This window comes from Novosphingobium sp. BF6 (genome assembly GCF_058273105.1).
Genome location: NZ_CM177775.1, coordinates 981,018 through 1,006,170, shown reverse-complemented (window position 1 = coordinate 1,006,170; position 25,153 = coordinate 981,018). Strand labels below are relative to the sequence as shown.

General features: G+C 67.3%; 18 protein-coding genes. 10 read left to right on the top strand and 8 right to left on the bottom strand.

From position 1 onward, the window contains the following. Positions 1-246: 246 nt before the first annotated feature. The gene (locus AC4D6D_RS04950; RefSeq protein WP_491326745.1) at positions 247-1,557 is read right to left on the bottom strand and encodes a glycoside hydrolase family 130 protein; all 1,311 of its coding nucleotides are present in this window, start codon (positions 1,555-1,557) and stop codon (positions 247-249) included. After that, the gene (locus AC4D6D_RS04945; protein WP_491326744.1) at positions 1,529-3,907 is read right to left on the bottom strand and encodes a glycosyltransferase family 4 protein; all 2,379 of its coding nucleotides are present in this window, start codon (positions 3,905-3,907) and stop codon (positions 1,529-1,531) included. The genes AC4D6D_RS04950 and AC4D6D_RS04945 overlap by 29 nt, the downstream gene beginning before the upstream one ends. A 297-nt stretch (positions 3,908-4,204) precedes the next feature. Between AC4D6D_RS04945 and AC4D6D_RS04940 the strand changes: the two genes are divergently transcribed. From AC4D6D_RS04940 to AC4D6D_RS04915, 6 genes are all read left to right on the top strand, one after another. Next, positions 4,205-5,236, top strand: a complete 1,032-nt coding sequence (locus AC4D6D_RS04940) for a 2-oxoadipate dioxygenase/decarboxylase family protein (protein WP_491326743.1) — start codon at positions 4,205-4,207, stop codon at positions 5,234-5,236. After that, positions 5,233-6,666, top strand: coding sequence for a succinylglutamate-semialdehyde dehydrogenase (gene astD / locus AC4D6D_RS04935; protein ID WP_491326742.1), 1,434 nt, complete (start codon positions 5,233-5,235; stop codon positions 6,664-6,666). The genes AC4D6D_RS04940 and astD overlap by 4 nt, the downstream gene beginning before the upstream one ends. After that, positions 6,663-7,856, top strand: a complete 1,194-nt coding sequence (locus AC4D6D_RS04930; protein ID WP_491326741.1) for a hydrolase — start codon at positions 6,663-6,665, stop codon at positions 7,854-7,856. Before astD ends, AC4D6D_RS04930 begins: the two co-directional genes overlap by 4 nt. A gap of 67 nt (positions 7,857-7,923) precedes the next feature. Then, positions 7,924-8,943: an arginine N-succinyltransferase gene (locus tag AC4D6D_RS04925; protein ID WP_491326740.1), complete on the top strand. Its 1,020-nt coding sequence runs from the start codon at positions 7,924-7,926 to the stop codon at positions 8,941-8,943. A gap of 69 nt (positions 8,944-9,012) precedes the next feature. After that, positions 9,013-9,714 (top strand): HAD family hydrolase, encoded by a 702-nt coding sequence (locus AC4D6D_RS04920; protein ID WP_491326739.1) that lies wholly within the window; start codon positions 9,013-9,015, stop codon positions 9,712-9,714. 88 nt (positions 9,715-9,802) lie between these two features. After that, positions 9,803-10,003: a hypothetical protein gene (locus AC4D6D_RS04915; protein WP_147218497.1), complete on the top strand. Its 201-nt coding sequence runs from the start codon at positions 9,803-9,805 to the stop codon at positions 10,001-10,003. Positions 10,004-10,012: 9 nt separating this feature from the next. Here AC4D6D_RS04915 and maiA read toward each other — a convergent pair whose 3' ends face one another. The 4 genes from maiA to phhA form a co-directional block, all read right to left on the bottom strand. Then, the gene (maiA, locus tag AC4D6D_RS04910) at positions 10,013-10,645 is read right to left on the bottom strand and encodes a maleylacetoacetate isomerase (RefSeq protein WP_147218495.1); all 633 of its coding nucleotides are present in this window, start codon (positions 10,643-10,645) and stop codon (positions 10,013-10,015) included. A 4-nt stretch (positions 10,646-10,649) separates the two neighbouring features. After that, on the bottom strand, positions 10,650-11,204 hold the full coding sequence (locus tag AC4D6D_RS04905) for a VOC family protein (RefSeq protein WP_147218493.1): 555 nt from the start codon (positions 11,202-11,204) through the stop codon (positions 10,650-10,652). Between the two features lie 61 nt (positions 11,205-11,265). Then, positions 11,266-12,366, bottom strand: coding sequence for a 4-hydroxyphenylpyruvate dioxygenase (gene hppD, locus AC4D6D_RS04900; protein WP_491326738.1), 1,101 nt, complete (start codon positions 12,364-12,366; stop codon positions 11,266-11,268). Next, complete coding sequence (phhA, locus tag AC4D6D_RS04895) at positions 12,363-13,220, bottom strand: phenylalanine 4-monooxygenase (RefSeq protein WP_491326737.1); 858 nt, start codon at positions 13,218-13,220, stop codon at positions 12,363-12,365. The genes hppD and phhA overlap by 4 nt, the downstream gene beginning before the upstream one ends. Positions 13,221-13,327: 107 nt before the next feature. Between phhA and AC4D6D_RS04890 the strand changes: the two genes are divergently transcribed. Continuing rightward, entirely contained in the window at positions 13,328-13,789 is a 462-nt protein-coding gene (locus AC4D6D_RS04890) for an Lrp/AsnC family transcriptional regulator (protein WP_491326736.1), read from the top strand. Between the two features lie 159 nt (positions 13,790-13,948). Here AC4D6D_RS04890 and AC4D6D_RS04885 read toward each other — a convergent pair whose 3' ends face one another. Continuing rightward, positions 13,949-18,679 (bottom strand): NAD-glutamate dehydrogenase domain-containing protein, encoded by a 4,731-nt coding sequence (locus tag AC4D6D_RS04885; protein WP_491326735.1) that lies wholly within the window; start codon positions 18,677-18,679, stop codon positions 13,949-13,951. A gap of 521 nt (positions 18,680-19,200) precedes the next feature. Between AC4D6D_RS04885 and AC4D6D_RS04880 the strand changes: the two genes are divergently transcribed. The 3 genes from AC4D6D_RS04880 to AC4D6D_RS04870 all read left to right on the top strand — a co-directional run bounded on the left by AC4D6D_RS04880 (position 19,201) and on the right by AC4D6D_RS04870 (position 23,906). Further along, positions 19,201-20,328, top strand: a complete 1,128-nt coding sequence (locus AC4D6D_RS04880; RefSeq protein WP_491326734.1) for a LacI family DNA-binding transcriptional regulator — start codon at positions 19,201-19,203, stop codon at positions 20,326-20,328. 147 nt (positions 20,329-20,475) lie between these two features. Beyond that, positions 20,476-22,197: an Hsp70 family protein gene (locus AC4D6D_RS04875; protein WP_491326733.1), complete on the top strand. Its 1,722-nt coding sequence runs from the start codon at positions 20,476-20,478 to the stop codon at positions 22,195-22,197. After that, positions 22,194-23,906, top strand: coding sequence for a hypothetical protein (locus tag AC4D6D_RS04870; protein WP_491326732.1), 1,713 nt, complete (start codon positions 22,194-22,196; stop codon positions 23,904-23,906). The genes AC4D6D_RS04875 and AC4D6D_RS04870 overlap by 4 nt, the downstream gene beginning before the upstream one ends. Before the next feature lie 4 nt (positions 23,907-23,910). Here AC4D6D_RS04870 and AC4D6D_RS04865 read toward each other — a convergent pair whose 3' ends face one another. After that, the gene (locus AC4D6D_RS04865; RefSeq protein WP_491326731.1) at positions 23,911-25,086 is read right to left on the bottom strand and encodes a BaiN/RdsA family NAD(P)/FAD-dependent oxidoreductase; all 1,176 of its coding nucleotides are present in this window, start codon (positions 25,084-25,086) and stop codon (positions 23,911-23,913) included. Between the last annotated feature and the right edge of the window lie 67 nt (positions 25,087-25,153).

Genomic DNA, 25,153 nt, shown 5'->3' with positions numbered 1-25,153 from the left:
CCGCCGCCCCGTCGCAGACCTACAGACGGGTGCGGGATTTAGCACGACCCTGCCCCCACCCACTTCGTCATCCTGAACTTGTTTCAGGATCCATTCCGCAGCCCATCCCGCAGCCTCGTAAGCAAGCCGCGTCGTCGGCTAGCCGATCACAAGACTGCGCATGCGACCCGATGGACCCTGAGCCGAAGGCCAGCGAAGCTAAGCAAGTTCAGGGTGACGACAAGAATGGGTCTGTTTCGAAGCGTCTTAACTCATCAGCTTGAGCAGATTCTCGATCTCGCAGGTCGCAAAACCAACGGTGCTATCGGAAATGCCGTAAGGCAGTAGCAACCGCTCCCCCACTTTCAGCGCGCCGCAAGTATAGACCACGTTCGGCACATAGCCGGAGCGGTCGGCGTTTTCCGCCGTCAGCACCGGCTCCACCGTGCGGGCGAGCACCTTGGACGGGTCCTTGAGGTCGAGCAGCGCGCAGCCCAGCGCATACTTGCGCATCGCGCCGACGCCGTGGGTGAACAGCAGCCAGCCGTGCTCGGTCGGGATCGGGCTGCCGCAATTGCCGATCTGGATGAATTCCCAGGGGTACTTCGGCTCCATCAGCAGCACGCCGTCGTCGTCCCAGGTGTCGAGCGCGTCGGAGCGCAGCAGGAACAGGTTCTTGCCGTCCTGCCGCCCGACCATCGTGAAACGGCCGTCGATCTTCTCGGGAAACAACGCCATGCCCTTGTTGCGCCCGGCCCGCCCCCGGATCGGCTCCAGTTCGAAGCGACGGAAATCGCGCGTGCGCAGCAGTTCGGAGCGGATCGAACTGCCGGAATAGGCGGTGTAGGTTCCCACCCATTCGTAATCGCCGCCGCCGTGGTCGAAGCGCACGAGCCGCAAGTCCTCCAGCCCGCCGCGCTGCTGCTCGGTGATCGGGAAGATCACCGTGTTCGACAGGTTCGATTCGGCGTGGCGATGGACCCAGACGGTCTCCTCGCAATCGACCTCTTCCTCCCTGTCCAGTTCCACCGAGGTCGCGAAGGAGGCCTGGGGCCAGAGGCAGAACGTGCCGTCCGCATCGGCAATGCCCTCGCGGAAGGCGATCGAGCTGATGTGCCCTTCCCCCACGGCGCGCAGGCTCATGATGAAGCGCACCGAATCGCCCTGCATCCCCGACTGGTCGGGCGCCGGAACGATCGAGGGGTTCATCAGCGCCGCCGCCGCGAAAGTATACTCATGGCAGAAATAGGCGCCGATCAGCCGCTGGCGGGTCTCGGAGAACTGGGCGGGATCGAGTTCCAGGTTCTTCGCCACTTCGTCGAAGCGCTCGGCGAAGATGTTCTCGGTCTGCCAGTGGCGCTCCTTGAAGTCGCGCAGGACGCGCTCGTACTCGCTCGCCACCTGCTCCTCGCTGAGGCTGGCGACGTCCTCGACGAGCCTGCTTGCGCGGTCGCCGGGCGCGTTCTTGCCCTGCCAGCCGAGGTGGAAGGGCCGCAGCACGACTCGCGCCGGATCGGCGTAGAGGCGAGTCTCGAAGATGTGGAGCGGTTCAGACCAGACGTTCTCGGGCCGATTCAAGCAATCCTCCTCCGAATCCGCCCCCCAGTCCGCCGCCGCGTCCCAGCGGCGCCGAAACGGCAAGCTCGGCCAGAGCATAATGCGAAAGTTGGAAGGCGAGAATGGATTCCGCACCGCAATTGGCATTGGCGCCCCTCGGTGTGACCCCATCGCGGCAACGGCCCGTCGCAATATCGGCGAGCACTACCCCGCGATCGTTGCCGCCGAAGAACCAGTGCCACGCGGTCAGCGCATGTTCGCCCCAGACCGCACTGTGCGTCGCGGTCCAGGCACTGCACGCGGCCTCGATGGCGGCCTGCGCCTCCAGCGGCTGCTGGTCGAAGGGCAGGTAGGCATGGGGCTTGCCGAATGTTTCCGAGCCGATTGGCCGGAACTGCCCGCGCGCGGAGATCTGCTGCATGCAGATCCATTCCAGCGTCTCCAGCCCGGCACCGATCCAGCTCTCCTCGCCGAGCGCCAGTCCGGCCTCGATCAGCGCCTGCGGCAGGCGGGGGTTGTCGTAGCCGAGCACCGCCTCGAACCAGGCCCAGTCGGGACGGCGGCCATGGCCGAGCAGGCGCATCAGGAAGTCGCCGCCCTGCCGCACGCAGTCGAGCGCCGCTGCGTGGCGCGGATCGCGGCGCAACACCGCGCAGGCGCCGAGCATTGCAAAGGCCCGCGCGCGTGGCGATTCGATCAGGGCGAGGGTCGGTAGCACGTCCTCGAAAAGCTGGAGCGCCCAGTCCGACAGGCTCTGGTCGGGCGCCCGCTCGCAAGTCTGGCCCAGCGCCCAGATGGCGCGGCCGTTGGAGTCCTCCGATCCCTCGTCCTCGCACCAGCTGCGGTCGAAGCGCATGAAATTGCGGAAGCGGCCAAGCTCCGGGTTCCAGGCCGACTGCACGAAGGCGGCATAGACGAGGCTCCACTTCATCCGCTCGGCCACCGGCAGGCCGCGTGCCACGTTCATCAGCATGAGCGCGCGGGCATTGTCGTCGAGGCAATAGCCGTGGCGCCGGTCCGGCACGACGCCGACCCCGTGCTGGAGCATGCCGGTTCCGTCGCTCATCGCCAGTACGGCGGCGAGACCGGGCGTCGCGGTGATCGGCGGCATTGCCGGTTCGGGAGCACAGGCACGGGTAACGAGGCGCAGCCCGGCATCGGCAAAGCGCGGCCAGATCATCTCGCGCCCCCGCGCCCAGGCACGGTGCTGCATGGCGGAGAGGTCCGCCGGGCGGTCGAACAAGGCGTTCACCGCCTCGGCAATCGCCTCGCTCGAACCCGGCGCGATCAGGCGGCCGATATCCTCGCCCAGAAGTTCGCGGGCATGGACATAGGGCGTCGAGACCACCGCCTTGCCCAGCGCCACCGCATAGCTCAGCGTGCCCGAGGTCGACTGCTGCAGACCGAGATAGGGCGTGAGATAGATGTCGCAGGCTTCGAGCTGATCGAGCAGTTCGTCGGTTTCCAGAAAGCGGTTTTCCCAGGCGATATGCGCGGAGACACCGAGGTCTTCGGCCAGCGCCTGCAATTCCTCGCGGTAGGCCTCGCCCTCGTGCGCCACGAGGTTGGGATGCGTCGCGCCGACGATGCGGTAGACCGCCTCGGGATGGCGAGCGACGATCGCGGGCAGCGCGCGGATCGCATGTTCCAGCCCCTTGCCCCGGCTGAGCAGTCCGAAGGTCATCAAGACCTTGCGGCCTTCCAGCCCGAGCTTTTCCTTGAACTCGTCGTGGCGGCCGAAGGGGCGGTCGGGGGCGCCGTGCTCGATCACTTCGAGCACGCGCGCAGGCGCGCCGTAGTCGCTTTCCAAGAGGTCGCGCGAGTGGCGGGACATGACCATGATCCGCGAGGCGCGGGCTATCAGGTGGCGCAGGATCGCACGCTGGCGCTCGGAAGGGGCGGAGAGCACGGTGTGCAGCGTCAGCACCAGTGGCGCCGCGAGACGGTCCACGAAGTCCAGCACCATTTCGCCGTCGGGACCGCCGAAGATGCCGTATTCGTGCTGGAGCCAGACCGCATCGACTCCCGCCTCGTTGATCCGGCGGGCGGCGCGGGCATAGTCCTCGGGGTCGTTGCTGGCGATCTTCCCGGCCAGCCTGCCATATTCCAACCGCTGCAGGGGATCGTCGAGCGCATAGACGTCGATCGTCGTCTGGGGATGGAATTCGCCCAGTTTCTCGAAGATGTCGGTGGTAAACGTGGCGATGCCGCACTTTCGCGGCGCGAAATTGCCGACCAGAGCGATATGGAGCGGCCGACGCGGCGTCCGCTCCACCGGATCGGTGTCAGCAGGGATCGCTTCGAAGATCGAACGAACTTTGTCGGAGTCCGATTTCCGGCCGGACTCTTGTTCACGAGGCATCAGGCTCATGCGCACCCCGCATTGATGGGAGGAGAATGCTCAATGAAAGCCTGAGAGTGCCATGAGTTTCCCGCTGCACTGCAAAATATTCGTCATAAAGCGACAGGCCGCCCGCCCTCAAAGCCATGCGGAGCGCGGAATTCCGTTGCGTTCACATTTGTGCAGTTGCGAATCGCATCTCTGCGCCATTGGCTCGCGCCTAAAAGTATAGACAAAAAAGCGCGGCCCGCTTCTGCGCGGCATGGACTTGGCCATGGGGCTTTCCTATGTCCGATCTACGCGCAACAGAGAAACGACGGGAATACGATGCCCTCCGCCTCCAGCCTTTTCGCCGATCAGGATCAGACGCTCTTCCGCCTCGTTTCGGCGGCGATCGGCGCCGATGCCGCGAGTTCGGCCCTGACCGTCCTCACCATCGACCCCGCGCTCTCGGGCAGCGGCGAAACCGTCAGCCGTGCGCAAGTCGCGATGGCGCTCAACGCCGCGCTCTTCGCCGACCTGCTGGATCGTGTGCCGACCGCCGCGCGCTATGTACAGTCGGTGCGCGAGGCGGGCGAGACGATCGTCTTCGACCACGGTGCCCTGCGCACGATCGACGGCGAGACCGGCGCCCTGCCGCGCGGTCAGGAGGCCTTCGCCCGCTTCCTCGTGCCGCTGGGCTACGAAGTGGGCGGACTCTATCCGCTGCCCAAGCTGCGCATGACCGGCCGCGCCTATGTCCAGCGCGACCTGCCGGAGACGATCCCGCAGTTCTTCGTGTCCGAACTCCATGTCGATCAGCTTTCCGAAGTCGCGCAGGCGGCCTGCGCCAACGTCTTCGGCACGTCGGCAGACCCGCTGGGCGAGGCCGAATGGTCCGCGCTCGATGCGCTCGCCGCGCAAGGCAGCTGCCCGTTCGACCAGGCCGTCGTCGCGCTGAAGGGCGCGCTGGCCTGCTTCGAGCGCCAGCACGAGCCGCCCACGCTGGCCGACTACGAAGTGCTGCTGCCCGAAACCAAGGAAGGCGCCTGGATCGCCACCGAGGGCAATGCCTTCAACCATGCAACCACCCGCACCGCCAATGTCGCGGCGCTGGCCGAGGAACTCAGGGAAGACGGCTATCCGATGAAGCCTTCGGTCGAGATTTCGCAGAACGGCCGCGTACGTCAGACCGCGATCCTCGCCGACAAGGTGGTGCGCCCGTTCCGCGAGGCCGACGGCAGCGAAGTGCCGCTGCCGGTGCCAGGCTCGTTCTACGAATTCATCACCCGCGACATCGATCCGGAGACCGGCAAGCTCGATCTTACGTTCGATTCCGGCAATGCCACCGGCATCTTCGCGGTGACGAGAGGCGCATGAGCCTGCTCCGCTCGTTCGATCCGGCCAGCGGCGCGCTGGTCTGGGAAGGCGAAGTGGCCGATGCCGCCGCCGTCGATGCCGCGCTGGAGCGTGCCCACGCAGCGTTTCCGGCCTGGGCCGCCCTGCCCGTCGCCGCGCGGGTCGAGGCGGTCTTGCGCTACAAGGCCGTGCTGGAAGCCCGCAAGGACGCGATTGCCGAGGTGATCTCCCGCGAGACCGGCAAGCCGCTCTGGGAAACGCGCACCGAACTCGCCTCGATGATCGGCAAGGTCGGCCTGTCGATTACCGCGCAGGCCGAACGGGCGGGTGAGAAGCGGCAGGATATGCCCTTCGGCGCCGCCGTATTGCGCCACCGCCCGCACGGGGTGATGGCGGTGCTCGGGCCGTTCAACTTCCCCGGCCATCTGCCCAACGGCCATATCGTCCCCGCCCTCCTGGCGGGCAACACGGTTGTTTTCAAGCCCTCCGAAATGACCCCGGCCACCGGGCAGGCCATGGCCGACGCATGGGCCGAAGCGGGCCTTCCGGACGGCGTGTTCCAGATCGTCCAAGGCGCCCGCGCCACCGGAGAGGCACTGGTGGCCGGCCATATCGACGGACTGCTGTTCACCGGCTCGGCCGGCGCGGGCGCGCATTTCCGGCGCATCTTCGCGGACCGGCCCGACGTGATCCTCGCCCTCGAACTCGGCGGCAACAACCCCTTGGTCGCGTGGGACGGCGACGTGGACGAGGCCGCCTCGGTCGTCGTGCAATCGAGCTTCATCACCACCGGTCAGCGCTGCTCCTGCGCGCGCCGGTTGATCGTGCCGGACAACGGCTTCGGCTCTGCGCTGGTCGATGCCGTCGCCGCGCTGGCGGATCGCGTCACCATCGGCGAATGGCACGAGACGCCCGAGCCATGGTTCGGCCCGCTGATCTCGGCTGAGGCCGCCGAGGCTGCCAAGGCACGCTTCGCCGAACTCGTCGAGCGCGGCGCTACCGTGCTCCGCGCCTTCGAAGGCGTGGAAGGCCGCAGCGGCGCCTTCGTCACCCCCGGCATTCTCGACGTGACCGGCGTGGACGTGCCCGACGAGGAGATCTTCGCCCCTATCGTCCAAGTCACCCGCGTACCCGATTTCGATGCCGCCATTGCCGCCGCCAATGCCACGCGCTTCGGCCTTTCGGCGGGCCTCGTCAGCGCGGACGACGCCTTGTGGGACCGCTTCGTGCTGGAAAGCCGCGCGGGCGTGGTCAACCGCAACCGCCCGACCACCGGCGCCGCCGGATCGATGCCGTTCGGCGGCCTCGGCGAGAGCGGCAACCACCGCCCCAGCGCCTACTACGCCGCCGACTACTGCGCCTATCCGGTCGCCAGTTTCGAGGCGGCGAACGTGGGCGGCAACAGCGGCGCGCTGGTTGGTAAACTCTTGGCCGGCAAGCTCAGCGGATGACGGACCTGACCGGAGCCGAACAGGACCTGCTCGCTCCGGTGGAGCGGGCCCCGATCCTTGCCCACACGCTCGACTGGGCGACGATCAACAGCGGCACCGGAAACCTTGACGGACTGGCCGCAATGGCGAGCCGCCTTGCCGATGCCTTCGCCGCGCTGCCGGGCGAGGTCAGGCTGGTCGATCCCGCCCCGGTCGAGAAAGTGGATAGCCGGGGCCAGACGCGCGAGGTCGTCCACGGACGCCACCTCGTGCTCTCGGTGCGCCCCGAGGCGGAGCGGCGGGTGATCCTCACCGGCCATATGGACACCGTCTACCCCGCCGATCACCCCTTCCAGACCTGCGACTGGTTGGACGCAAACACGCTCCACGGCCCCGGCACGGCCGACATGAAGGGCGGCCTCGCCATCATGCTGGCGGGCCTCGCCGCTTACGAGCGCGCCGGTCCGACGCTCGGCTACGATGTCCTCATCAACAGCGACGAGGAAACCGGCTCGCTCTCCTCCGCCCCGCTGATCGCGGAACTGGCGCAAGGCAAACTGGCCGCACTGACGTACGAACCGGCGCTCCCCGGCGGCCAGATGGCGCGCGCGCGGCCCGGCTCGGGCAATTACGCCGTCGCCGTCCATGGCCGCTCCGCCCATGCCGGACGGAACCCCGAGGAAGGCCGCAACGCTATCCTCGCCGCCAGCGACCTTGCCCTGCGGCTTGCCGCGATGCGCCGCCCCGGCCTTTCGGTGAACCCCGCCAAGATCGAAGGCGGCGCGCCCAACAACACCGTGCCGGACCTTGCGATCCTGCACTTCAACATGCGCCCGGCCACGCCCGAACTCGCCGCCGAGGCGCAGGTCTTTATCAAGGCCGCCGTCGCCGAAGTCTCGGCCGCGCACGAAGTGCACATGCACATCCACGGCCATGTCTCGCGCCCGCCCAAGGCGATCTCGGAGAAGACCGAAGCGCTCTATGGCCTCGTCAGCAAGGCCGCCGCCGACCTCGGCCAGCCGATGAGCTGGAAGGACACCGGCGGCGTCTGCGACGGCAACAATATCGCCGCCTGCGGGGTGCCGGTGCTCGATACCATGGGCGCGCTGGGCGGATCGATCCATTCGCCGGACGAATACCTGCTGGCCGATTCGCTCGACGCCCGCGCCCGCCTCACCGCCCTCGTCCTTCATCGCCTAAGCATTTTCTAGTCATGTGCCTTCACATGACGACTCGGAAAATGCGTAAAATCAACGCCCGCCACGGAGTTCTGCCCGCATGACATTCCTCCTGCGCACCGCACAGGAAAAGGACCTGGAAGCCCTTTACCGCATGGCCAAGGGCACCGGCGGCGGCTTCACCAACCTGCCGCCCGACAAGCCGACTCTGGACGCGAAGCTGAAGCGCACCGCCAAGAGCTTCGCCCGCGACAGCGATGAGATCGCCAACGACCTGTTCGTCTTCATCCTCGAAGACACCGAGACCGGCAAAGTGCGCGGCACCTGCCAGGCCTTCTCGCAAGTCGGCACCGAGTTTCCGTTCTACTCCTATCGCCTCGGCCGGATCACCCAGCACTCCAAGGAACTGGACCGTACCTTCCGCGCCGAGATGCTGACGCTCTGCACCGACCTCGACGGGGCGAGCGAAGTCGGCGGCCTCTACCTCGACGCCACCGAGCGTTCGGCAGGCGTCGGCAAGCTGCTGGCGCGCAGCCGCTACCTGTTCATCAAGGCGCACCGCTCGCGCTTCGGCGATACCACTTTGGCCGAGCTGCGCGGCGCCATCGACGATGCCGGCAACTCGCCGTTCTGGGACGGCCTTGCCGGGCGCTTCTTCGACATGAGCTTCCGCGATGCCGACGAGTTCAACGCCAAGCACGGCAACCAGTTCATCGCCGACCTTATGCCCAAGCACCCGATCTACTGCGCCCTGCTCTCCGAAGCGGCGCGGCAGGTGATGGGCCAGCCGCACTATTCCGGGCGGCCCGCCATGCGCATGCTGGAAAACGAGAACTTCGCGTTCCAGAACTATGTCGATATCTTCGACGGCGGCCCGACGATGATCGCCAAGACGGACCAGATCCGCACCGTGCAGGAAGCGCGCAGCGCCGCGATCACCGTGATCGCCGATGCGGACGATGCCGAAGCCAGCCACCTCGTCGCCACCGGCCGCCTCGCCGAGTTCCGCGCCTGCCTTGGCAAGATCGACGCGGCCGACGGCGGCGTGACGCTGGATGCCGCCGCCGCCGCGCTGCTGGGCGTCGGGCCGGGAGATACGGTGACTTACGTCAACGCATGAAGCGCTTTACGCAACTGCCCGTTCCCGTTTTGCAATGGTCTCGACATCGTCAGAGGTCATATTGAAGGCATGGCTTCCCTTCCCGATACGATTCACTCCGCCGTGCTGCCCGACCCGATCCGCGCGGCGATCTTCGACATGGACGGGACCCTGCTCGACACCGAAGCCCTGCACGGCAAGGCTTTCGCGGTGACCGGCAAGGCGATGGGCTATCCGCTCTCGGCGGAGCTGCAAAATTCGATGGTCGGCATTCACCGCGACGGTTCGCGCCGCCTCGTGGCCGATCACATGGGTCCGGACTTCCCGCTCGACCGCTTCTTCGACGAAAGCGACATGGCTTTCACGGCCATGCTCGATGCCGGAATCCCGCTACGGCCCGGCGCCGAGGTTATTCTCGAACATTTCGCCAGGGCGGGCATACCGATGGCGATCGCCACCTCCTCGGAAGCGCCTTATGCGCAGCAGCGGCTGGAGAAGGCGGGGCTGCTGCACTACTTCGATGTCGTCGTCACCCGCAACGACGTGACTCAGGCCAAGCCGCATCCGGAGCCTTACCTGCTTGCCGCCAGCCGCCTTGGCGTCGATCCGGCGCACTGCGTCGCCATCGAGGACAGCCCGGCGGGTGTCCGCTCGGCCACTTCGGCCGGAATCGCCACGGTCATGGTGCCCGACCTGCTGCCCGCCACCGAGGAACAGACCTTGCTCTGCGCGGAAATCCTGCCGAGCCTCCACGCGCTGCGGGACCTGTTGCTGGCGCCTGCCGAAGGCTGAGGATTTGTTGGGCGCCAAGGAATTGGACGGGGCATAGCTCGGCCTACCCGCTGGACCGAATCTCTCCGATCTCGCTACGGGCGGGCGGATGAGCATCATCGCCACGATCATGAATTCGACCACCGGCCAGCCCATCCAGAAGATGACCTTCGGCCGCATGCCCAAGCCCTGGGCCAGCTTCAACCTCGCCAGCGGCGAATTGGTCACCGCCGACCGCGTCCATGTCGGCAAGCCCGCGCCGGGCAAGTTCGTGGCACCCGTAGAAGTCTGGGTCACCCCGAAGGACTGACCGCCGACCTCACCTCTTGTCCGGCTGCCGGTCGGGATGCGCGGCGATGAACGCCGGATGCTCCCGGCAGGCCGCCTCGATCCGGGTCAGGTGAGGGTAAGCGCCGAGATCGCAGGAAAACCGCCGCGCATTGTAGAGCTGCGGCACAGCCACGCATTCGAACAATCCCGGCGCGTCGAACAGGAAATCTCCGGCGCGCCGCTGAGCAAGCCGCGCCTCGACGCCCTCGAACGTGCGGGCGATCCAGTGGCGATACCAGGCATCGACCTCCTCCTGCCCATGACCGAGATCGTGCTTCAGATACTTCAGCACCGGCAGGTTCAGCGGCGCGTGGAGTTCGGTGGCGATCGCCATCGCCAGTTCGCGCGAGGCGAAGCGGTCCTCGACATCGCGGGGGAGCAGCGGCCGATCGGGAAAGCTCTCGTCGAGCCATTCCAGGATCGCCATCGACTGCGCATGGATACGCCCGTCGATCTCCAGCGCCGGAACACCGCCGTAGGGGTTTAGGCGGCGATATTCCGCGGAGCGCTGCTCCCCGTCGAGCAGGTTGATCGCAACCTGCTCGTATTCAAGCCCTTTGAGACCCAGCGCGATGCGCAGGCGGTAACTCGTGGAGCTGCGCCAGTAGCCGTAGAGCTTCACGCTCTCAGGTCTCCGCCGCGATCTTCTCGTGCAGCCAGGCGGCGTGGCGCGGGGCCTTCTTGGTGCGCGACCATTCCTCCAGCATGTCCTCGGCCACGGCCTTGAGCTGGGCCATCTGGCCGGCGGTGCCGAACTGCCAGGCCAGTTCCAGACGGTGGCCGTTGGGGTCGAAGAAGTAGATCGACTTGAACACGCCGTGGTGCACAGGACCTACTACCGACAGTCCCCGCGCCTCGGCACGTTCCTTCGCCGCGAGCAGGCCTTCCTCGCTCTCGACCTTGAAGGCGATGTGCTGGACCCAGGCCGGGGTCGCCTCGTCGCGCCCCATTTCCGGCGCATTGGGCAGCTCGAAGAAGGCCAGCACATTGCCGCCGCCGCAGTCGAGGAAGACATGCATGTAGGGATCGGGCGCGCCGGTGGAAGGCACCTTATCCTCGGCGATGGCGAGCATGAAATCCATGCCCATCACATCACGGTAGAATTCCACGGTCTCCTTGGCGTCGCGGCAGCGGTAGGCGACATGGTGGATTCCACCCAGAACGGGGGTCTTTTCAGTCATCTTCATTCTCCCGGGAATTGGGGGCAGACCTGCGTGGGCCTGCCCCTCTCTCCCAACTTCGTCAGGCTGCGGGTTCCTCGATCTTCAACACACCGCGGCGAATCTGGTCACGCTCCATGCTTTCGAACAAGGCCTTGAAGTTTCCGTTACCGAAGCCGTCGTCGCCCTTGCGCTGGATGAATTCGAAGAACACCGGCCCGACGCGGGCTTCGGCAAAGATTTGGAGCAGCAGGCGCGGTTGTCCCCCGTCCGTCGTGCCGTCGAGCAGGATGCCGCGCATCTTGAGTTCCTCGGCGGGTTCGCCGTGTCCGGGCAGGCGTTCGTCGAGCATCTCGTAGTAGGTTTCCGGAGGCGCGGTCATGAACGGCACCCCGAGCGACTTCAGCCGGTCCCAGGCACCGATGAGATCGTCGCAGATGAGGGCGATATGCTGGATGCCCTCGCCGTTGAAGGCGCGCAGGAATTCGTCGATCTGGCCCTTGCCGCCCTCGGCCTCTTCGTTCAGCGGAATGCGGATCTTGCCGTCCGGCGCGGTGAGCGCCTTGGAAGTGAGGCCGGTATATTCGCCCTTGATGTCGAAGTAGCGGATCTCGCGGAAGTTGAAGAGCTTCTCGTAGTAATCCGCCCAATAGGCCATGCGGCCGCCGTAGACGTTATGGGTCAGGTGGTCGATCAGGTCGAAGCCCGCGCCTACCGGATGGCGATCGACGCCGGGCAGATAGTCGAAATCGATATCGTAGATCGACAGGGCACCATCCCCGTTCCGCTCGTAGCGGTCGATCAGGTAGATGATCGAATTGCCGATGCCGCGAATGCCCGGAAGGTGAAGTTCCATCGGGCCGGTCGCGACCTGTACCGGCTCCGCCGAGCGGGCGAGCAGTTCGGCATAGGCCGCGCGCGCGTCCCTTACCCGGAAACCCATGCCGCAGGCCGAGGGGCCATGCTCGCGGCTGAAGAACCAGGCCGGGCTGTGCGGCTCGTAATTGGTGATGAAGTTGATCCCGCCCTGCCGCCAGAGTTCCACGTCCTTCGAGCGGTGGCGGGCGATCTTCGTGAAGCCCATGGCTTCGAACACCGGTTCCAGCACGCCCTTTTCCGGCGCCGAGAATTCGACGAATTCGAAACCGTCGAGGCCGATGGGATTGTCGAAGATGTCGGTCATGAAGTCAGTTCTCCGAAGGGGATTTCGCCGGGAAGCAGGTCTCCGGCGGGAATGGGCGGCGCCGCGCGCCAGGATTCGTAGACCGGGCCGAAGTCCAGCGAGACGAGGTCCTCGATCAGTTGGGGCAGGCTTTCGAGGACGAAGTAGGTCTTCTGGAAGGCATCGATCATGTAACCGGTGCGCATGACGCGGACGGCCTCGAAGGGCAGGCGCAGGACCTCGGAGTCTTCCAGCGAGAACCGCGTCTCGCCCGAGGAGGAGATGATCCCGGCCCCGAAGACCTTGAGGCCACCGTCTTCCCGCACCAGACCGAACTCGATGGTGTACCAGTAGATCCGCGCCAGCATGTCGAGCGCATCCATCGCCATGGCCCGCGCCCCGGCCTTGCCGTAAAGCTCCAGGAAATCGGCGATCGTCGGGTCCAGCAGCATCGGCACATGGCCGAAGAAGTCGTGGAACACGTCCGGCTCGACGAGATAGTCCAGCTCATGCTCCTCGCGCAGCCAACGCGTCACAGGGAAGCGGCGGTGGGCGAGGTGGTCGAAGAACACCGCATCGGGGATGAAGCCCGGCACCGCGACAAGCCGCCAGCCGGTCGCGGGGCCGAGGATCGCGTTGGCGTGCTCGAAACGCGGAATGCCCTCGGCGCAGTCGAGCCGGGCAAGACCGTCGCGGAAGGCCGCGCAGGCATGAGTCTCCACCAGCGCCGATTGCCGCGCGTGGAGGCGGCGCCAGCGCTCGTGCATCTCCGGGGTATAGGCCTGCCAGTCCTGTCCGACGGTATAATCGTCGGCGGCCTGTTCGTACTCTCCCCGAAGCTCGCTCGATGATGTTTCGGTCGAGGGCTTCTTCATTCCCGCGAGATTATCACAAGACCTGCGCCAGATTCATGCATTTGCGCGCGCCGTGATACGCTATAAGAGTGGTTTCCACCATAAACCATGGTCAAGGCAGGCGATTCATGCAGCTGGATCTATTCGACCGCAAGATCATCGCGTCGTTGCAGGAGGATGCGCGAATGCCGGTGGCGCAAGTGGCGGAACGCACCGCGCTTTCCGCAACTCCGGTCAGCCGCCGGATCAAGCGGCTGGAGGATGACGGGGTGATCCTGGGCTATGCCCCGGTGCTCGATCCGCGCAAGCTGGGCTTCGAACTGGAGGCCTATGTCCTCATCAACCTCAACGCCCATATCGACGAGAACATCAACCGGTTCGAGCAGGCGATCCGCGACAATCCCTATGTGATCGCTTGTCATGCAGTGACGGGGGACATGGACTACATCGTCCACATCATCGCGCGGGATGTGGAGCACCTTTCGCAGATCACGCTGAAGACGCTGGTGCGGATTCCCGGCGTGCGGGATGTGAAGTCCAGCATCGTGCTGGAAGCGATCAAGGAGCCGCGCGCCTTGCCGCTCGAGTGAGGGTCGGTTGCGCAACCGCCGTTTTTTGCGCATTGCACCAAGGGTAGCGCCGGGAGACCTCAAACACCCCGCTAGGAGCGCCCGAGGCGTCCGGCACGCACAAGATCGCCAGTACACGGGGTGCAGGGGTGGTAAACCCCTGCCTTTCCCCTTCCCTTCTTACCGCCCGAGCAGGTTCCGCGCCTGGCTGGCAATCTGCGCCAGCATGGCCGGACTGAGCGGCACGGTGTTCTCCGCGCGCTGGACCATCGCGCGGAAGGTCTGGATCGCGGCGATATGCGCGCGGCCCCATTCCTCGGCGGCGGCAGCCGGGTCGGACTTGCCCGATTTCGTTCCCGCGAGGCGCCGCAGGAAGTCGAGGCGCATCTGCTGGAAGTCCCGCGCGAGGCCGGCAACGAGCAGGCGTTCCCACGGATCGGAGGGGTTCATGATCGTCGCGCTGGCCTGTGCCCAGTCGAGGCCGAGGCCGGCGCCGATGCGGGTGAAGGCCCCGACCAGCTGGCGCGGATCGATCCCGGTATCGGCGGCGAGTGCGGCGATGCCGACGGCGCCGTCGAGGTCGTAGAGGTTGGCGACCATGGCGGCCTCCGCCTCGGGCGCGCCGAGTTCGAGCAACCCGCTGCGCAGCTTGCGCGAGTGCGCGGCGATGCGTTCGCCGAGCAGTTCATGGGTGTCCACCGAAAGCGCGGCGACCGGCTTGCCGATCCGGGCGAGCACTTCGGCAGGCGCCGCCTGTCCGGCGCCTGCGCGCAGGAGGTCGGCCATGTGGCCGCGCACGACGCCTGCGGTGCGGTCGAACAGGGCGATGCGCGCGTCCTCGGTCATCGGCGCCACTTCGAGCCGCTCCCAGAGCGCATCGAGATCGAAGAGCTGCACCGCCAGCGCGAAGGCGGCGGCGACTTGCGAGAGGTCCGCGCCCTCTTCCTCGGCCAGTTCGAAGGGATGGACGATGCCGAGGCGGTTGACGATGCGGTTCGCCAGCTTGGTGGCGATGATCTCGCCCGCCAGACGGTGGCCTTCGATGAAGCGTGCGTACTTCGCCTGCATCGGCTGCGGGAAGGCGGCGAGCAGCATCGGCTGGAGCGTGGCGTCGGCGGCGAGGTCGGAGGCCTCGATTGCGGCCTGCAGCACAAGCTTGCCGCTGGAAAGCAGCACCGCGATTTCGGGGCGGGTCAGCCCGCGACCGTCCTGCGCGCGGCGGCCCAGCGACTCGTTGTCGGCAAGGCCCTCGGTCTTGCGGTCGAGGTTGCCGCCTTCCTCCAACGTCTCGATCAGGCGGATGTGCGAAGGCATGGCCGTCGCCCCGCCGCGCTCGGCGATGGAGAGCGCGAGGGCCTGGAGGCGGTTGTCCTCCAGTACCAGCTCGGCCACTTCGTCGGTCATTTCGCGCAGCAGTTCTACGCGCTCTTCCTCGGTGAGCTTGTCGGCCCGCTTGGCGGCGGCCAGCGCGATCTTGATGTTGACCTCGTTATCCGAGCAATCGACGCCCGCCGAATTGTCGATGAAGTCGGTGTTGATGCGCCCGCCGCGTGAGGCGAACTCGATGCGCGCGGCCTGGGTGACGCCGAGATTGGCGCCCTCCCCGATCACGCGGACACGCAGTTCGTTGGCGCTGACGCGCAGGGCGTCGTTGGCCGGATCGCCGACAGTGGCGTTGTTCTCGCCCGACGACTTCACGTACGTACCGATGCCGCCGAACCACAGCAGGTCAACCGGCGCCCAGAGGATCGCCGAGATCAGCGATTCCGGATCGAGTTCGGTCGCCTCGATGCCGAGGGCCGCGCGCACTTCGTCGGTCAGCGGGATCGACTTGGACTTGCGCGAGAAGACGCCGCCGCCCTTGGAGATCAGCGCCTTGTCGTAATCGTCCCAGCTCGAATGCGGCAGGTCGAACATGCGCCTGCGCTCGGCCCAGCTCTTCGCCGCGTCGGGATCGGGATCGAGGAAGATGTGGCGGTGATCGAAGGCAGCCACCAGCTTCAGCGACTGCGACAGCAGCATGCCGTTGCCGAAGACGTCGCCGGACATGTCACCGCAGCCGATCACGCGGACCGGGTCGCTCTGCACGTCGACGCCCATTTCGAGGAAGTGGCGCTGCACCGAGAGCCAGGCGCCCTTGGCGGTGATGCCCATGGCCTTGTGGTCGTAGCCGTTGGATCCGCCGCTGGCGAAAGCGTCGTCCAGCCAGAAGTCGCGCGATTCGGCGATGCCGTTGGCGACGTCGGAGAACTTGGCGGTGCCCTTGTCGGCGGCGACGACGAAATAGGGGTCCTCACCGTCGAGGATCACCACCGCCTCGGGGTGGACGACCTTGTCCGCCACGATGTTGTCGGTGATCGACAGCAGGGTGCCGATGAAGACCTCGTAGCTCGCCTGCCCTTCGGCGGCCCAACCGGCGCGGTCAAGCGCGGGGTCGGGAAGCTGCTTGGGATAGAAGCCGCCCTTGGCGCCGGTCGGCACGATCACCGCGTTCTTCACGCGCTGCGCCTTCATCAGGCCGAGGATCTCGGTGCGATAGTCGTCGCGGCGGTCGGACCAGCGCAGGCCGCCGCGCGCGACGGGTCCGGCGCGCAAGTGAATGCCCTCGACCCGGCGCGAATAGACGAAGATCTCGCGCCAGGGCAACGGCTTGGGCAGGCCGGGAACCAGCGCGGAATCGAACTTGAAGGCCAGCGCCGTCTGCCCGGCGGGGGCGAAGGCATTGGTGCGCAGCATCGCCGCCACGACATCGCGGAAGGCGCGCAGCACGCGGTCGTCGTTGATCGCGCTGACATTGGCGAGACCGGCGCGGATCGCTTCCTGCGCCTGCCCCTTGGCCGCCGCGCGGTCGCCCTTGAACGCGGGATCGTGGATGGCGCGGAACAGGTCGATGATACCCAGGGTCACGGACGGGGCACCGAGCAGCGCATCGACCACGGTGCCGATGCCGAAGTGCATGCCCGCCTGGCGCAGATAACGATACCAGGCGCGCAGCCAGTCGGCCTCGCGCTTGGACAGGCCGAGGCCGGGGACGAGGCGGTTGAACGGATCGTTCTCGCCGAGGTTGTTGAGCACGCCCGCCAAGGCATCCTCGATCATCGGCGCGAGCCCCAGCACTTCGCCCGCGTCGCGGCCGGCCGGCAAGGCAAGCGTGAAGTCGTGGATCGTGCCGATGCGGCCCTTGTCGAGCGGGGTCGGCATTTCCGCGAGCACGCGGAAGCCGAAGTTCTCCAGCGCGGGCACGGCGTCGGACAGCGGCAGGCTGCCTTCCGCCTGATAGATCTTCAGGCGCAGTTGCGGCGCCTCGCCGTTCTCGTGCCGGTAGAGGCGCACGCCGCGGCTGCCGCGCAGGTCGGTTCCGGCATCGCCGACGACGAGGCTGCGCATGTGGGATATGTCGATCGCGGCTTCGGCCGGGCCGTAGTCGCTGCGGTAGGAGATCGGGAAAGCCTCGGCATAGCGCGCGGCGATGGCGGCGGCGCGGCCCGGTTCCAGGGTCTGGGCCAGACCGGCTTCCACGGCCTCACCCCAGCCGCGCAGCATGACCTGGAGGCTGTGGTCGAGCGCGGCCTCGTCGAGCGCGTGTTCGCCCTCGCGGATATCGAGGGTGTAGCGCAGCATGGCGAGATTGCCCGCCTCGACGCTGAGCGACCAATCGAGCGTGGGGGCCTGCGCGGCTTCCTCGATCATCGCCTGGATACGCTTGCGCATCTGGGTGGACAGGGTGTCGCGGGCGATCCACACGAAGGCGAACAAGTGGCGCGAGAGCGGCGAGGCGGTAACCACCAGACGCGGGCGCGGACGGTCGACCAGCGCGGTCATCGTCGTTGCCAGACGCTCGACGTCGGCCTCGCCGAAGCCGAGCACCAGGTCGTGCGGCAGGCTGGTCATGGCATGGGCCAGCGCCTTGCCGGTGTGCCCGCCCGGATCGAAGCCGAGCTTGCTGCCGAGACCCGCGAGCAGGCGCCGCAGGCGCGGCACGCGATCGGGCGCGACGGCGAGCGCGGCGCTCGTCCACATGCCGGCATGGACCGAGAGCGCCGTGACTTTTCCGCCCTCGATCACGGGCACGAGGAACAGGTCAAGCGGGACGCGGCGGTGGACGCGGGCGATGACATTGGCCTTGATGACCATCGGCGCGCGCACTTCGCCTGCGGCAAGCTGCGCGTCGAAGGCCTCGAAGGCGCGCTCGTAGCTGGAGTCGGACAAGAGCCCGCGGGCGTCGCGCGAGCAGATGCCGAGTTCGTCCGTCTGGCTGCCGTCGCGGCGGCGGGTAACATGGCCAAGCTGGGTCAGCATGCCGCCCGCGAACCAGCGCAGGAGTTCGGCGCCTTCGGCATCGTCGGTGCGGTCGGCATCGGCATCCATGGCCGCGACCATCTTCGGCCAGTCGACCACGGCGACGCGCACGTCGGCCAGCGCGGTTTCGAGCGCGGCCTGAAGATCGCGGCGCTGCCGGGCGTCGGCGCGGTCGGTCTCGATGTAGATCATCGATTCGCGGCGGGTGTTTTCACCGGCGGCTTCGGGAATGCCGACGATAGCCCCCTCGCCGTCACGCTCGACGGGAAGCACGGGGTGCGCGAGCCGGTCGATCACCAGACCGGCTTCGGCGACAACCGCCGCCACCGAGTCGACGAGGAACGGCATGTCGTCGTTGACGACGGCAATGCGCAAGTAGCGGCGCTCGCCATTCTCCGAGGTGATGTCGATCGCCGGCACACCGGCTTCGCGGCGGGCCGCGGCAGCGAGCAGGACCTGCGCGGCTTCCTCGATCCAGGCGCTGTCGCCGGACAGATCGCCCGGCAGCAGCGAATCGCGAATGCGCCGGGCAATCGCGGGCTGGAGGGCAGAGGTCTTCCCGCCCGGCTTGATACGATTCCCAAGGGCGGCGATCAGATCATCTGCGCTCATTGTATTCTCCCGCAAATCAACGGCATGCGGCAGCGTCGACGTCGCAGGGCGCCTGCTGCCACACGTCGAATATAGGACCGGTCGAGCGATCCGGCACCCACCGCTCCGTCACAATCTGTGAAAAGAAGCAGTGTGTCTTCTCGGCGACACGCATGATGCCGCACGATTCAGGGCAACCGGCCCGAAGCGACCGGTCGGTCCTTTCGGTGTGGGGCAAGGTTGTAACGGGATTTCCCTGCCGCGCAACATTCGTTTAACCGCGCGAAATTGATTAATTTGCACCGTGAGAGGTGCCATGCCGGGAAAGCATGGACAAGGGTATCGTTCGCAACCTCCCCACTTCAATACCATCCCATAGCCAAGTGCGCTGTTTTCAATATTTTAATCGCTGCCGGCAGGTTGATCGAGACGCTGGCGATCTCCTTGATCTATAAGACGCCACCGACTTCGGATCGGCGGAAAGGTGCTGGTCCCGGCCTGATTCCTCACGTCATCCGTTGGCCAAAAAAAGGGAAGCAGGGATGGCGGGGAACGACGACGAGACGCTGGATAAGGCACAGTCAGGGGATAAAGCACAGCCGGGTGCAAGCGCGGAAGGCGCCGAAGATCGGGCATCGTCCGGCTCGACCAATCGTCATGTCCGCACCCTCGCCGATCTTGCCCGCCTTGCCGGAGTCTCGGCCGGAACGGTTTCTCGCGCGCTGGCGGGCAAGGCCCTCGTCAATGCCGAGACGCGCGACCGTATCCAGGCTCTCGCCCGCCACCACGGGTTCAAGCCGAACCAGATGGCCAGCAAGCTGCGCACCGGCCGTACCGGGGTGATCGGCGTGGTGATCCCGCTCGGCCACGAAAAGCGCCAGCAGATTTCCGATCCGTTCTTTCTCACCCTGCTCGGCCGCCTCGCCGACGAACTGACAGAGAGCGGCTACGACATGATGCTGAGCCGTGCCCTGCCGGACGGATCGGCCGACTGGCTGGAGCGGATCGCCGGATCCGGCATGGTCGACGGGATCATCGTCATCGGCCAATCCGACCAGTTCCACGTCATCGAAAGCGTGGCCCAGGGCTATCGGCCGATGGTTGCCTGGGGCCAGTACCGCCATGGCCAGACCCATTGCGCGGTGGGAACCGACAACGAGGCAGGCGGCCGGATCGCGGTGGAGCACCTGCTGGCCTCGGGCGCGCGCAACCTTGCCTTCCTGGGGCAGACCCGCGGCATCGAGATCGCGATCCGCTATCGCGGCGCGGCGATGGCCGCCGAAGCCGCCGGTGCGCCTTTCGCCCATCTGCCGGTGGATCTCGCCGGCGAATCGATGGGGCCGCAGATCGAACAGGCGCTTGCCGGAACCGATCTGGCCATCGACGGAATCGTCGCCGCGTCCGATCTCATCGCCATGTCGGCCCTGCGCGTGCTGCATGACAGGGGCCGCGCGGTGCCCGGCGATGTCCGCGTCGTCGGTTTCGACGACCTGCCGCTCGCCGCGCAGACGACGCCGCCGCTCACCACGATCCGCCAGGAAATCGCCGAGGGCGCCCGCGCGCTGGTCGAGAAGCTCAAGGCCCGGATCGAGGGCCAAAGCGACGGGCAGCCGGTGCAGAGCCTGGTCATGCCCCCCCGCCTCGTCGTGCGCCAGACGACCCAAGGCTGAGCAAACCCCCGGCGCGGGCTTGCAAACCGCGCCTTCCTCTCTACTTCGCGCTTTCGATAGCCGGGCGGAGCCGCTAGGCAGAACCGGCGGTTAAGACGAAGATGAGGGGAAGTTTTCGGTGTTCGGGGACCTGGGCGGGGCGGCGCCATGCTGATCGGTATCGATCTGGGCACTACGAACAGTGCCGTGGCGATATGGCGCGACGGCGAGGCCGTTCTCGTTCCCAATGCCCTCGGCGATTTCCTCACCCCTTCCGCCGTCTCGATCGCACGGGACGGGCAGGCCTGGATCGGCCGCCCCGCGCTGGACCGTCTGGCCACCCACCCGCAGGACACCGCCACCAGCTTCAAGCGCCTGATGGGCACGGCCAGTACCACGCGCCTCGGCGGCAAGGACTATAAGGCCGGGGACTACAAGGCCGAAGACCTCTCCGCCCTCGTGCTCGGCGCGCTGGCCGCCGATGTCGAGGCATTGACCGGCGAGCGGCCAACCGAAGCGGTCGTCACCGTGCCCGCCTATTTCAACGACCGCCAGCGCAAGGCCACGCGCCGTGCGGGCGAGCTGGCGGGCCTGACCGTCCGCCGCCTCATCAACGAGCCGACCGCCGCCGCGCTCGCCTTCGGTCTCCAGGACAAGGGCGACCGCGAGCCGTTCCTGGTCTTCGACCTCGGCGGCGGCACTTTCGACGTTTCCGTGGTCGAGATGTTCGACGGCGTGGTCGAAGTCCGCGCCTCTGCGGGCGATAACCGATTGGGCGGCGACGACTTCGACCATGCGCTGGCGGCCATGGCCAAGCCCCGCATCGATCCCGCCCACCGGCTGGACGCCCTAGCCGCAGCCCAGCGCGAGGCCCTGCTCAAGCGCGCCGCCGAGACGTGCCGCCGCGCACTCAGCACCGCCAGCGAGGCGGAGTTCGCCCTGGTCCTCGGCGAGGAACGCCTTGCCACCGTCATCACCGAAGCCGAATTCGAAAGCGCCTGCGAGCCGCTCTTGCGGCGCCTGCGCGAACCCGTGGTGCGCGCCCTGCGCGACTGCGCGATCGACGCCTCGGAACTCTCCGAGATCGTGCTCGTCGGCGGCGCCACCCGCATGCCGGTAGTCCGCCGCGCGATCACCCGCCTGTTCGGCCGCTTCCCCAACGCCTCGGTTCACCCCGACCATGCGGTGGCGCTGGGCGCGGCGATGCAGGCGGCGCTGGTCGGGCGCGACGCGGCGCTCGACGAGATCCGCATCACCGACGTCTGCCCCTTTACCCTCGGCGTGGAAGTGGCCGAACAGGACGGCCACGGCGGCCTTCAGCGCGGGCTGTTCTCGCCGGTAATCGAGCGCAACACGCCGGTCCCGGTCTCGCGGATGAACACCTATTCCACCCTGGGCGACAACCAGAAGACGCTGGAATTCGGCATCTATCAGGGCGAGGCCCGCGAAGTGCGCGGCAATGTGAAGCTCGGCCATATCGCCATTCCGGTGCCTCCGCGTGCCGCGGGCGAGGTCTCGGCGGAAGTGCGCTTCTCCTACGACAGTTCCGGCCTGCTGGAGATCGACGTCCATGTCCCGGCGAGCGGCGTGGAGCGCAATCTCGTGATCGTCGACGAAGAGGACCGCCCCGGCCGCAAGGAACTCGACAGCCGCCGCGCCGCGCTGGCGAAGCTCAAGTTCCACCCGCGCGAGGACGCCGGGAACGTCGCGGTCATGACCCGCGCCGAGCGATGTTACGAAGACCATATCGGCGATGTCCGGCAGGCGATCGGCCACTGGATCACCCTGTTCGCAGGCGCGCTCGACACGCAGGACCCGCGCCGCATCGCCGATGCCCGCGCGATGCTGGTCGCCCGGCTCGACGAAGTGGAAAGCGTGACACCGCTATGAGCCAGGCGCCCTGGTCCATCCTCGGCATCGGCAGGACCGCCGACGCCGCCGCGATCCGCAAGGCCTATGCCGAGCGGCTGAAAGCTATGGACGTGGACGAGGATGTCGAGGGCTTCGCGCAGCTGCGCCAGGCCCGCGACCACGCCTTGCGGCTGGCGCGTAACCTTGCCGCCGCCCTGCCGGAGGAGCCCTCCGAACCGGGCCGTGAACCCGAATTCGGCCCCTCCCCCGATGCCCCGCCGCGCTGGACTTACGCCGCGCCGCAGCTCTCCGGCGACTGGAGCCACGCCGACCTTGCCTCCCGCCCCGGCGAGCCGGACGACACGACGATGCTCGGCCGCATGGCCTGGGCCGCCGCCGCCGTGCGCGAGGGCGTGAGCGGCGCAGGCATTCCGCTCACCACGATCGATCCCTTCACCGCCCCGTTGCTGCATGGCAACCATGCCGCCGACGACACGCTGGGCCTGCGCCCCGGCGAGACCCCGGCGGAACGGCTGGCGATCCTGCTCGATCCCGAGCGCGAGACCGCCAGCGCCCCCCTCACCGAGGCAGAAGCCCGGCAGGCGACCCGCGCCTTGCGCAAGATCCTCGACGATGCCGCCCAGGCGCAGATCACCCGCGCCCAGCAGATCGAGGACTGGCTGGCCGAAGTGCTCGCACGCGGCTGGCCGCGCTCGGCACCGCTGCTCGAAGACGCCAATGCCGCTTTCGGCTGGGAGCGCGAATGGGCCGCCCACGATGCGCGCGCCGGTGTCGCCTTCCTCGGCGCCCGCCTGCGCGGCTATCGCTTCCAGCAGAGCGTGCTCCAGCCCGGCCACCGCTATCACAAGGCCTGGAACGAACTCGTCCGCCCCGGCCGGGCCAGCCGCTTTCGCATGTTGCGCGGCCCGGCGCAGGGCGAAGTGGACAGCCTGCTGCGCGGCGTGCGGCAGAACTTCCCCGAACTGGAAACCCATTTCGCGCCGGAGCGAGTCGCTTCGTGGGAAGGCGGCAATCCTTTCGCCTCGGGCCTGCTGATCTTCTTCGGGGTGATCGCGCTCGGCATCGTCATCGCCTTGGCCAACGGCTCCTCCAGTCGTGGATCGCTGGAGCGCGACACTTTGCAGGCGATGCAAGCCGCCGTTTCCGAGGCCTTCGGAGAGGGCCACGATCCGTCCTGGCTGTGGGACAAGCAGCCGGAACTCGCCGGTCTGCTCAACGCCCAGGCCCGCACCCTCCTCGAAAACGGCGACAGCGAGGCAGCGGTCGTGGACAAGGTGGTGGAGATCGTGCGCGGGCGCAGCTTCCTTAACGGCCGCGAACTGGCGGGCGGCGACCTCGACACCGCGATGCATTTACGCCTCGCCCAGCTCAGGGCGGCACAGAACCGCAGCGTCGCCGCCTGTATCGATGTGCGCAATACCGGCGTACTCCACGGCGCGATCCCGCTTCCGGAGGACCTGCGCGGACAGGAACGCGCCTTCGCGGCGCATCTCGCGGAAACCGGCAAGCTGGGCCGTCCCAAGGGCCATGGCGAGCGTTCGGCCATGGTGCCGGGCAGGCTGATCGATCAGGTCGTCGCCGCCACCCGGCTCAGCCGCGATACCGTGAAACAGGCGATGTCGGGCAAGCGCGACGATGCCGCCGGTTGTGCGGTGACGATCGCCCTGCTGGACCGCACGCTGGCCTGGCAAGGCGAGAACCGGCGCGAGATCCTGATGACGCTGTAAAGCGTCAGAGCGCCAGCCCTGCCGCCCGCGCGCTCGCCCAGGCCCACTGGAAGTTGTAGCCGCCGAGCCAGCCGGTCACGTCCGCCGCCTCGCCGATCACGTAGAGACCCGGAACCTTGCGCGCTTCCATGGTCTTCGACGACAGACCGGCGGTATCGATCCCGCCCGCCGTCACTTCGGCCTTGGCGAAGCCTTCCGAGCCGTCCGGCACGAAAGGCCAGCGCGCCAACTTTGCTTCGGCGGCGGCCAGCGCCTTGTCGGACATCGCGCCGAGTTCGCCTGGCAGGCCGAGCTTTTCGCAGAGCACTTCCGCCAATCGGTCGGGCAGCCGCTCGCCCAGCACCTTGCGCAGGCTGGTGCGGGGACGGTCGCGCTTGGCGTCCTTGAGCCAACCTTCGGTGCGGTCCGGCAGGAACTGCGTCGTCACCGTCTGGCCGCGCTGCCAGTAGCTCGAAATCTGGAGGATCGCCGGGCCGGACAGCCCCCGGTGGGTGAACAGCGCCGCCTCGCGGAACGCCGCCTTGCCGCACCGGGTCACCACTTCGGTGGAGACGCCGGAAAGATCGCGGAACAACGCCTCGTCACCCGCCAGCGTCAGCGGCACCAGTGCCGGACGCGGCTGAACGACCTTGAGGCCGAACTTGCGCGCAAGGTCATAGGCCACCCCGGTCGCGCCCATCTTGGGGATCGACGGCCCGCCGGTGGCGATCACCAGCGCCGGCGCCGTGGCGACCCGCGTGCCGAACGCCACGCGGTAGAGACCGTCGCCATGCCCGATCTCGCCAAGGGCATCGCCGCAGTTCACCTCGACACCGCCCTTGGCGCACTCTTCCAGCAGCATGGCGACGATCTGCTTCGCCGAGCCGTCGCAGAACAGCTGGCCCAGCGTCTTCTCGTGCCAGGCGATACCGTAAGCATCCACCATCGCAATGAAATCGGCGGCCGTGTAGCGGCTCAGCGCCGACTTGGCGAAATGGGCATTGCCCGAGAGGTAGCGATCGGGTGCCGTGTGGATATTGGTGAAGTTGCAGCGCCCGCCGCCCGAAATCAGGATCTTCTTGCCCGGCTGGTCGGCATGGTCGAGCAGCAGCACGCGCTTGCCGCGCTGCCCGGCCGTGGCCGCACAGAACAGCCCGGCTGCGCCTGCGCCGAGGACGATGGCGTCGTAAGTCTCGCTCAAGGCTTCCGTCCTTCGACTGGCTCAGGACGAGCGACGTGGGCAAGAAGAGCGCGTCTGAAACAAACGA

Bases quoted from the DNA above. Each gene is read 5' to 3' on its own strand.
- AC4D6D_RS04945 (WP_491326744.1), bottom strand. From the start codon at position 3,907: ATGAGCCTGATGCCTCGTGAACAAGAGTCCGGCCGGAAATCGGACTCC.
- AC4D6D_RS04940 (WP_491326743.1), top strand. From the start codon at position 4,205: ATGCCCTCCGCCTCCAGCCTTTTCGCCGATCAGGATCAGACGCTCTTC.
- astD (WP_491326742.1), top strand. From the start codon at position 5,233: ATGAGCCTGCTCCGCTCGTTCGATCCGGCCAGCGGCGCGCTGGTCTGG.
- AC4D6D_RS04930 (WP_491326741.1), top strand. From the start codon at position 6,663: ATGACGGACCTGACCGGAGCCGAACAGGACCTGCTCGCTCCGGTGGAG.
- AC4D6D_RS04925 (WP_491326740.1), top strand. From the start codon at position 7,924: ATGACATTCCTCCTGCGCACCGCACAGGAAAAGGACCTGGAAGCCCTT.
- AC4D6D_RS04920 (WP_491326739.1), top strand. From the start codon at position 9,013: ATGGCTTCCCTTCCCGATACGATTCACTCCGCCGTGCTGCCCGACCCG.
- AC4D6D_RS04915 (WP_147218497.1), top strand. From the start codon at position 9,803: ATGAGCATCATCGCCACGATCATGAATTCGACCACCGGCCAGCCCATC.
- AC4D6D_RS04905 (WP_147218493.1), bottom strand. From the start codon at position 11,204: ATGACTGAAAAGACCCCCGTTCTGGGTGGAATCCACCATGTCGCCTAC.
- hppD (WP_491326738.1), bottom strand. From the start codon at position 12,366: ATGACCGACATCTTCGACAATCCCATCGGCCTCGACGGTTTCGAATTC.
- phhA (WP_491326737.1), bottom strand. From the start codon at position 13,220: ATGAAGAAGCCCTCGACCGAAACATCATCGAGCGAGCTTCGGGGAGAG.
- AC4D6D_RS04890 (WP_491326736.1), top strand. From the start codon at position 13,328: ATGCAGCTGGATCTATTCGACCGCAAGATCATCGCGTCGTTGCAGGAG.
- AC4D6D_RS04885 (WP_491326735.1), bottom strand. From the start codon at position 18,679: ATGAGCGCAGATGATCTGATCGCCGCCCTTGGGAATCGTATCAAGCCG.
- AC4D6D_RS04880 (WP_491326734.1), top strand. From the start codon at position 19,201: ATGGCGGGGAACGACGACGAGACGCTGGATAAGGCACAGTCAGGGGAT.
- AC4D6D_RS04875 (WP_491326733.1), top strand. From the start codon at position 20,476: ATGCTGATCGGTATCGATCTGGGCACTACGAACAGTGCCGTGGCGATA.
- AC4D6D_RS04870 (WP_491326732.1), top strand. From the start codon at position 22,194: ATGAGCCAGGCGCCCTGGTCCATCCTCGGCATCGGCAGGACCGCCGAC.